Here is a 6,126-nt window from a genome sequence, read left to right as displayed (position 1 = left end):
GTTGGTGTGATCCGTAGGAGCGAGGCTTGCCCGCGAAGGCAGCAACTCGGTATCCGAGCCTTAGAAACAGGTCTCCATGTTCTCGATGACATTCAACTGCTCATCCACCAGACACCCCGTGCGCCACTTGTCGAACGTCAGGCACGGGTGCGAGGTGCCGAAGGAAATGATGTCGCCCACCTTCAACTCAACCCCGGGCGCCACGGTCATGAACGCGTGCTGGTCCATCACCGCCGTCACCTTGCAGCCGCCGACATCATCGCCCTTGGCCGGCACCACGCCCGCCTTGTAACGCAGCAACGGCACCGGCAGGCCTGCGTCGTAGGCTACGTCGCGCTTGCCCAGGGCGATCACCGCAAAACCCGGCTCCGGCAACGACTGCACGTGGGCCCAGACTTCCAGCGCCGGGCGCAGGCCTTCGTTCAAGTCGCTGCGACGGTCGAGCACGCAGCATTGCGCTTCTTTATAGATGCCGTGGTCGTGAGCCACGTAGCTGCCCGGACGCAGCACACTGAGGAAACGTCCGGCGGCGTTCTGCGCCTCGAACTCCTCGGCGATCAGGTCGTACCAGGCCGAACCTGAGGCCGTGACGATCGGCTTGGCGTTGGCGAAAGCGCCGCTGTCCTGCAACTGCACCGCCAGACGCACCAGCGACTGGGCGAAGGCGCGGATACCGCTGATGGCGTGATCGCCGTGGATCACCCCTTCGTAGCCTTCAATGCCGGTCAGAGCCAATGCCGGTTGCGCGGCGATGGCCTTGGCCAGGTCGATGACTTCCTGCTCGCTGCGGCAACCGCAACGGCCGCCCACCACGCCGTATTCGATCATCACGTTCAGGCGCACGCCGCGGGAGGCGAAGTAGGTGCCCAGATCCGCGACGTTGTCCGGGTGATCGACCATGCAATAGAAGTCGAAAGTCGGATCGGCCAGCAGGTCGGCGATCAACGCCATGTTCGGCGTGCCCACCAGTTGGTTGGCCATCAATACCCGACGCACCCCATGCGCATAGGCCGCGCGAGTTTGCGTAGCGCTGGCCAGGGTGATGCCCCAGGCGCCGGCGTCCAGTTGGCGACGGAACAGCGCCGGGGTCATGCTGGTCTTGCCGTGGGGCGCCAGTTCCGCGCCGCTATTGCTGACAAAGTCCTGCATCCAGCGAATGTTGTGTTCCAGCGCCTGGCGATGCAGCACCAAGGCCGGCAGGCTGACGTCGCGGACCAGGTTGGCGCCAGTCTGGGCAAAGCCCTTTTCCACGGCGGCAGTATTGGGGGCAGAAGACATGGTCGAACTCCTCACATTCGCGGCTGCGGGCAGCCGCTGTTATTCGTTGATGCGTCGGGCCAGGCTGTTCGCGCTTTCGATCAGCACCCGACGGTAATCGTTGTAGTTGGTTTTGGCATCAGCCCTTGGGGCAACGATGCACAGGGTCGCGATGGCCACGCCGCTGGGGTCTTTGACCGGGGCGGCGAAGCAATGGGTAAAGGTGTCGGCCACGCTGTCGAAGGAGAAAAAGCCATCGATGCCGGCCTGACGGATTTCGCCCAGAAACTGCTCCAGCGGCAGGCGTTCGCCGTTGGGCAGGATGAAATCGTCCTCGTCGATCAGGTCGACGATCGCCTGGTCGCTCATGTGCGCCAGCAACAGGCGCCCGGAGGCGGTCCAGGGGATCGGGGCGTTTTCGCCGATGTCCGAGGAAATACGGAAATGCCGCTCGCCCTCCTTCATCAGCGCCACGGTGTACTTGCGCCCGTTGAGCAGGCACATCTGCGCGGTTTCCCGGGTCTGGCTGACGATTTCCTGCAAGGCATGATCGGCTTCGCGGGTCAGGTCGAAATGGCGCAGGTGCGCCTGGCCCAGGAAGTACAGCTGACGGCCGAGGTAAACGTGACCGTCCTTGCCCACTGGTTCCAGAATCCGTCGTTCCAGCAGCGAGGCCACCAGTTCATAGACGGTGGATTTGGGGCTGCCGATGCCGTTGGCGATGTCGTTCGGTCGCAGGGGCTGGCCGATTTCCTTGAGGAAATCGAGGATATCGAACGCCCGGTCCAGGCCGCGTGCCCGGCGCTTGATGGTGTCTTCGGTCATGTCTGTGGTTCCCATACAAAGTACCGGGAGTTTACCCAGAGTGCTGCTTTGACTGTTAGGCCGCCTTCGCGGGCGAGCCTCGCTCCTACAGACGGTGAAAACCTGTAGGAGCAAGGCTTGCCCGCGAACAATTCACCGCAAATCTCAGGCCTTTTTCTTGTAGGCAATGCAATCGATCTCGACCTTGCAGTCGACCATCATGCTCGCCTGCACGCAGGCCCGGGCCGGGGCGTGTTCGGGTTTGAAGTACTCGGCGAAGACCTTGTTGAAACTGGTGAAGTCCCGCGGATCGTCCAGCCACACGCCGGCACGCACCACGTCTTCGATGCCGTAACCGGCTTCCTCAAGAATCGCGATCAGGTTCCTCATGGTCTGGTGGGTCTGCTCGACGATGCCGCCACTGATGATCTCGCCGTCCAGCGCCGGCACCTGCCCGGAAACGTGCAGCCAGCCATCGGCTTCAACGGCACGGGCGAAAGGCCTAGGCGTGCCGCCTGCAGCGCTGCTGCCGGTGCCGTAACGAGTAATGCTCATGAGTGTTTCTCCTGATTGAAATTGAGTGTTTAAAACCGCGTGCTTTTGAGAAATTCAGCCAGACGCGGCGATTGCGGGCGTTCGAACAGTTCCTTGGGTGGCCCCTGCTCCTCGATACGCCCCTGATTCATGAAAACGATCTTGTCCGAAACCTCGAAGGCAAAGCGCATTTCGTGGGTCACCAGCAGCATGGTCATGCCTTCGTCAGCCAGGCCCTTGATCACGTTGAGCACTTCACCGACCAGTTCCGGGTCCAGCGCCGAGGTCACTTCGTCGAACAGCATCAGGCTCGGGTTCATCGCAATGGCCCGGGCGATCGCCACGCGCTGCTGCTGGCCACCAGACAACTGGCCCGGGTAGTGATCGCGACGCTCGAGCAGGCCGACTCGCTCCAGCCATTTCTCGGCCAGCGCCACCGCCTCGTCCTTGTGCAGCTTCTTCACCTTGAGCAGGCCCAGGGTGACGTTCTGCAGCGCGGTGAGGTGCGGGAACAGGTTGAATTGCTGGAACGCCATGCCGGTCATGGCGCGATGACGAGCGATGACTTTTTCGGCGTGGCGAATGCGCTTGCCGTTGACCTCGTCATAACCGATGGACTCGCCATCGAGCAGGATCTGCCCGCCCTGGAACTCCTCGAGCATGTTCACGCAGCGCAGCAAAGTGGTCTTGCCCGAGCCGCTGGAGCCGATCAGCGTCACGACGTTGCCGCGCTGCATGGTCAGGTCGACACCCTTGAGCACTTCGAGTTGGTCGTAACGTTTGTGCAGGCCGCGAATGTCCAGCAAGGGTTGGCCGTTTTGAGCGTTGGTTTGAGTCTGAGTCATGGCAAGGCCACCCGCTTTTCAATGTACCGGCCGAGTAACTCGATGCCGTAGTTGATGACGAAAAACAGAAATCCGGCGAACAGGTAAAACTCAAGGGTCATGAAGGTCCGGGCGATGATCTGCTGGGTGCTGAGCAGCAGCTCGGCCACTCCGATCACCGACAACAGGGTCGAGGCCTTGACGATCTCGGTGGACGAGTTGACCCAGGTCGGCAGGATCTGCCGCAGCGCCTGGGGCAACAGCACGTAGCCGAGCGCCTGATAGAACGTCAGGCCGATCGCCTTGCTCGCTTCCATCTGGCCGCGAGGCAATGCCTGCAAAGCTCCGCGGACGATTTCCGAAACGTGAGAGCCGCAGAACAATGTCAGCCCCAATGCACCGGCCTCAAATGCGCTGATCTGCCAGCCCAGCGCCGGTGCCATGTAAAAGCACGCCAGCACCAGTACGAACACTGGCGTACCGCGAATCACATCGACGTAGAAACGAAACGGCGCGCGCATCCAGAACTTGCCGTAGGTCAGCACCAGCCCGGAAAACACACCGAGCACGGTGCCCAGCAGAATCGCCAGGGCCGAACACTGCACGCTGGTCAAAAAGCCTTGCCACAACACGTCGCGGGCCACCCACAACTCATGCAACCAACTGGGGGATTCGTACATTGCGGGCTCCTATCGGCGAATCGCCAGACGCTGTTCGAGGTATCGCAGCATCATGGCAATGAGGTAACAGGCCGCCACGTAGAGCGCCGTGGTCACGATCCAGGTTTCGATCACCCGGTAGCTTTCGACATTGATCTTGCGCGCGTAATAGGTCAGCTCCGGTACCGCAATCGCGGCCGCCAGGGAGGTGTCCTTGAACAGCGAAATGAAGTTGTTCGACAGGGCCGGCAGTACGTTGCGCAACATCACCGGTACGGTGACGTAAGCCTTGACCTGCCACTCGCCCAGGCCAATCGCCAGGCCCGCTTCACGCTGGCCCTTGGGAATGCTCAACAGACCGCCACGGAACACTTCAGTCAGGTAGGCCCCGGCATACAGCGACAGGGTGACTATGAACGAAGGGATCTTGTCCAGACGGATGCCCAGGCTCGGCAAGGCGAAGTAAATCAACAGAATCAACACCAGAATCGGCGTGTTACGGACCACCGTGACATACACCGATGCCAGCACCCGCAACGCGCGGTGCTTCGACAACAAAGCAAACGCCATCAGCAGGCCGATCACGCAGCCGATGGCGATCGACACCAGCGCCAGCTCCAGGCCCAGACCGAGCCCCGCCAGCAAGGTGTCGAAATCGCGCCACACGGCGGCAAAGTTCAACTGATAGTTCATGGTCGGCAGTACCTTGAGCGGGGCGATTCAGGACCGCCCCGCTCTCACGGGATCATTTGAATTCGACTGGGAAACCGATGGCCGGAGTCGGCAAGTCCACACCAAACCATTTTTTGAAGGATGCCGCGTAAGTCGGGAACTCAACGCCGGTCATGGCTTCATGCAAGGTGGTGTTGACGAAGTTCAGCCAGTCCTGATCGCCACGCTTGACCGCGCAGGCATAGGTTTGCGGGCTCCAGGCGTAGGCCGGGCTGCGATAGCGGCCGGCGTTCTGCACCATCAGGTATTTGACCGACGACTGATCGGTGGCGGCAGCGTCCGCGCGTCCCGAGTTCACCGCCTGATACATCAGGTCGACGCTGTCGTACTGATCGACCTTGGCCTTGGGCAGCGCCTGGTGTACGAGCTCTTCGGCATACACGTTCTGCAGCACGGCCACGGTGACGCTGTCACCGGCCGCTTTCATGTCGTCGATTTCCTTGTACTTGCTGTTCGCCGGCAACAGCAGGCCCACACCTTCGCGGTAATACGGCAGGGTGAACGCCACCTGCTGCGCACGGCTGGCGGTCACGGTGATGAACTGGCAGCTGATGTCGACCTTGTCGGTCAGCAGGTTGGGAATCCGCGCATCGGAGGACTGCACCACGTACTCGACCTTGTCCGGGTCGTTGAACAGCCCCTTGGCAATCATGTGCCCGATATCGATATCGAAGCCCTGCAACTTGCCGTCCGCCCCTTGAAAGTGCCAAGGCGCATTGGTGCTGCCGGTACCCACGATTACTTTGCCGCGGGCCAGAACGCTATCGAGCTTGCTGTCCGCCGCCTGGGCCACGCCCACGGCAGCAGCAGAGGCTGCGAACAGAAGAACACACGCTTTGAACAAGGAAGGACGGTGATGCATGGCAAGCACTCCAGATGATGTTTATTCCGCTATACCGGAAGTTGGTATGTAACAACGGAACAGACAGCAGAAAGTGTGCCACAGCTTCGGTGGGGAATGTAGGGGAGATTGAAAAGTGTTTTGAATCAGATAGATGGGTTGAAACGAAGAATCGGTGTTACCGAAAGGGACGATGGCGTAGCGCTACCGTTGGCTACGTCGGCGGGTAGGTTGTTCACAAATGGTGCGCTTGCGCACGATACCTGTAGGAGCGAGCTTGCTCGCGATGGACGCAAGAACACGGCGGGGAATCAGAAATCCAGGGTTATCGTTGACGACCATCGCGAGCAGGCTCGCTCCCACAATGGGCTTGGTATATCCGGAAAATTTGGGGCGGCTGGCAGGCCGTCTTCGCGGGCAAGCCCGCTCCCACAGGTTTCGTGTCGTACTCAAATCCAGTGCACGACGCGAAAAC

7 protein-coding genes are annotated in these 6,126 nt (G+C 60.9%); all 7 read right to left on the bottom strand.

Annotated elements, in window-relative coordinates; all coding sequences use genetic code 11:
* Positions 1 to 60: 60 nt before the first annotated feature.
* The 7 genes from ACW9JE_RS27755 to ACW9JE_RS27725 all read right to left on the bottom strand — a co-directional run bounded on the left by ACW9JE_RS27755 (position 61) and on the right by ACW9JE_RS27725 (position 5,672).
* The gene (locus ACW9JE_RS27755) at positions 61 to 1,278 is read right to left on the bottom strand and encodes an amino acid deaminase (protein ID WP_457434573.1); all 1,218 of its coding nucleotides are present in this window, start codon (positions 1,276 to 1,278) and stop codon (positions 61 to 63) included.
* Positions 1,279 to 1,317: 39 nt separating this feature from the next.
* Positions 1,318 to 2,082: an IclR family transcriptional regulator gene (locus ACW9JE_RS27750; RefSeq protein WP_457434572.1), complete on the bottom strand. Its 765-nt coding sequence runs from the start codon at positions 2,080 to 2,082 to the stop codon at positions 1,318 to 1,320.
* Positions 2,083 to 2,226: 144 nt separating this feature from the next.
* Positions 2,227 to 2,616 (bottom strand): RidA family protein, encoded by a 390-nt coding sequence (locus ACW9JE_RS27745; protein ID WP_457434571.1) that lies wholly within the window; start codon positions 2,614 to 2,616, stop codon positions 2,227 to 2,229.
* A 29-nt stretch (positions 2,617 to 2,645) separates the two neighbouring features.
* Positions 2,646 to 3,440, bottom strand: coding sequence for an amino acid ABC transporter ATP-binding protein (locus tag ACW9JE_RS27740; RefSeq protein ID WP_224539971.1), 795 nt, complete (start codon positions 3,438 to 3,440; stop codon positions 2,646 to 2,648).
* Positions 3,437 to 4,099: an amino acid ABC transporter permease gene (locus ACW9JE_RS27735; protein WP_224539973.1), complete on the bottom strand. Its 663-nt coding sequence runs from the start codon at positions 4,097 to 4,099 to the stop codon at positions 3,437 to 3,439. The genes ACW9JE_RS27740 and ACW9JE_RS27735 overlap by 4 nt, the downstream gene beginning before the upstream one ends.
* A 9-nt stretch (positions 4,100 to 4,108) precedes the next feature.
* Positions 4,109 to 4,771 (bottom strand): amino acid ABC transporter permease, encoded by a 663-nt coding sequence (locus ACW9JE_RS27730; protein WP_224539975.1) that lies wholly within the window; start codon positions 4,769 to 4,771, stop codon positions 4,109 to 4,111.
* A 52-nt stretch (positions 4,772 to 4,823) separates the two neighbouring features.
* Positions 4,824 to 5,672, bottom strand: a complete 849-nt coding sequence (locus ACW9JE_RS27725; RefSeq protein ID WP_457434570.1) for a transporter substrate-binding domain-containing protein — start codon at positions 5,670 to 5,672, stop codon at positions 4,824 to 4,826.
* Between the last annotated feature and the right edge of the window lie 454 nt (positions 5,673 to 6,126).

It is taken from the genome of Pseudomonas sp. SDO55104_S430, assembly GCF_054070595.1.
Note: the sequence above shows the minus strand (reverse complement) of the source record. Positions and strands in the feature narration are given on the sequence as shown.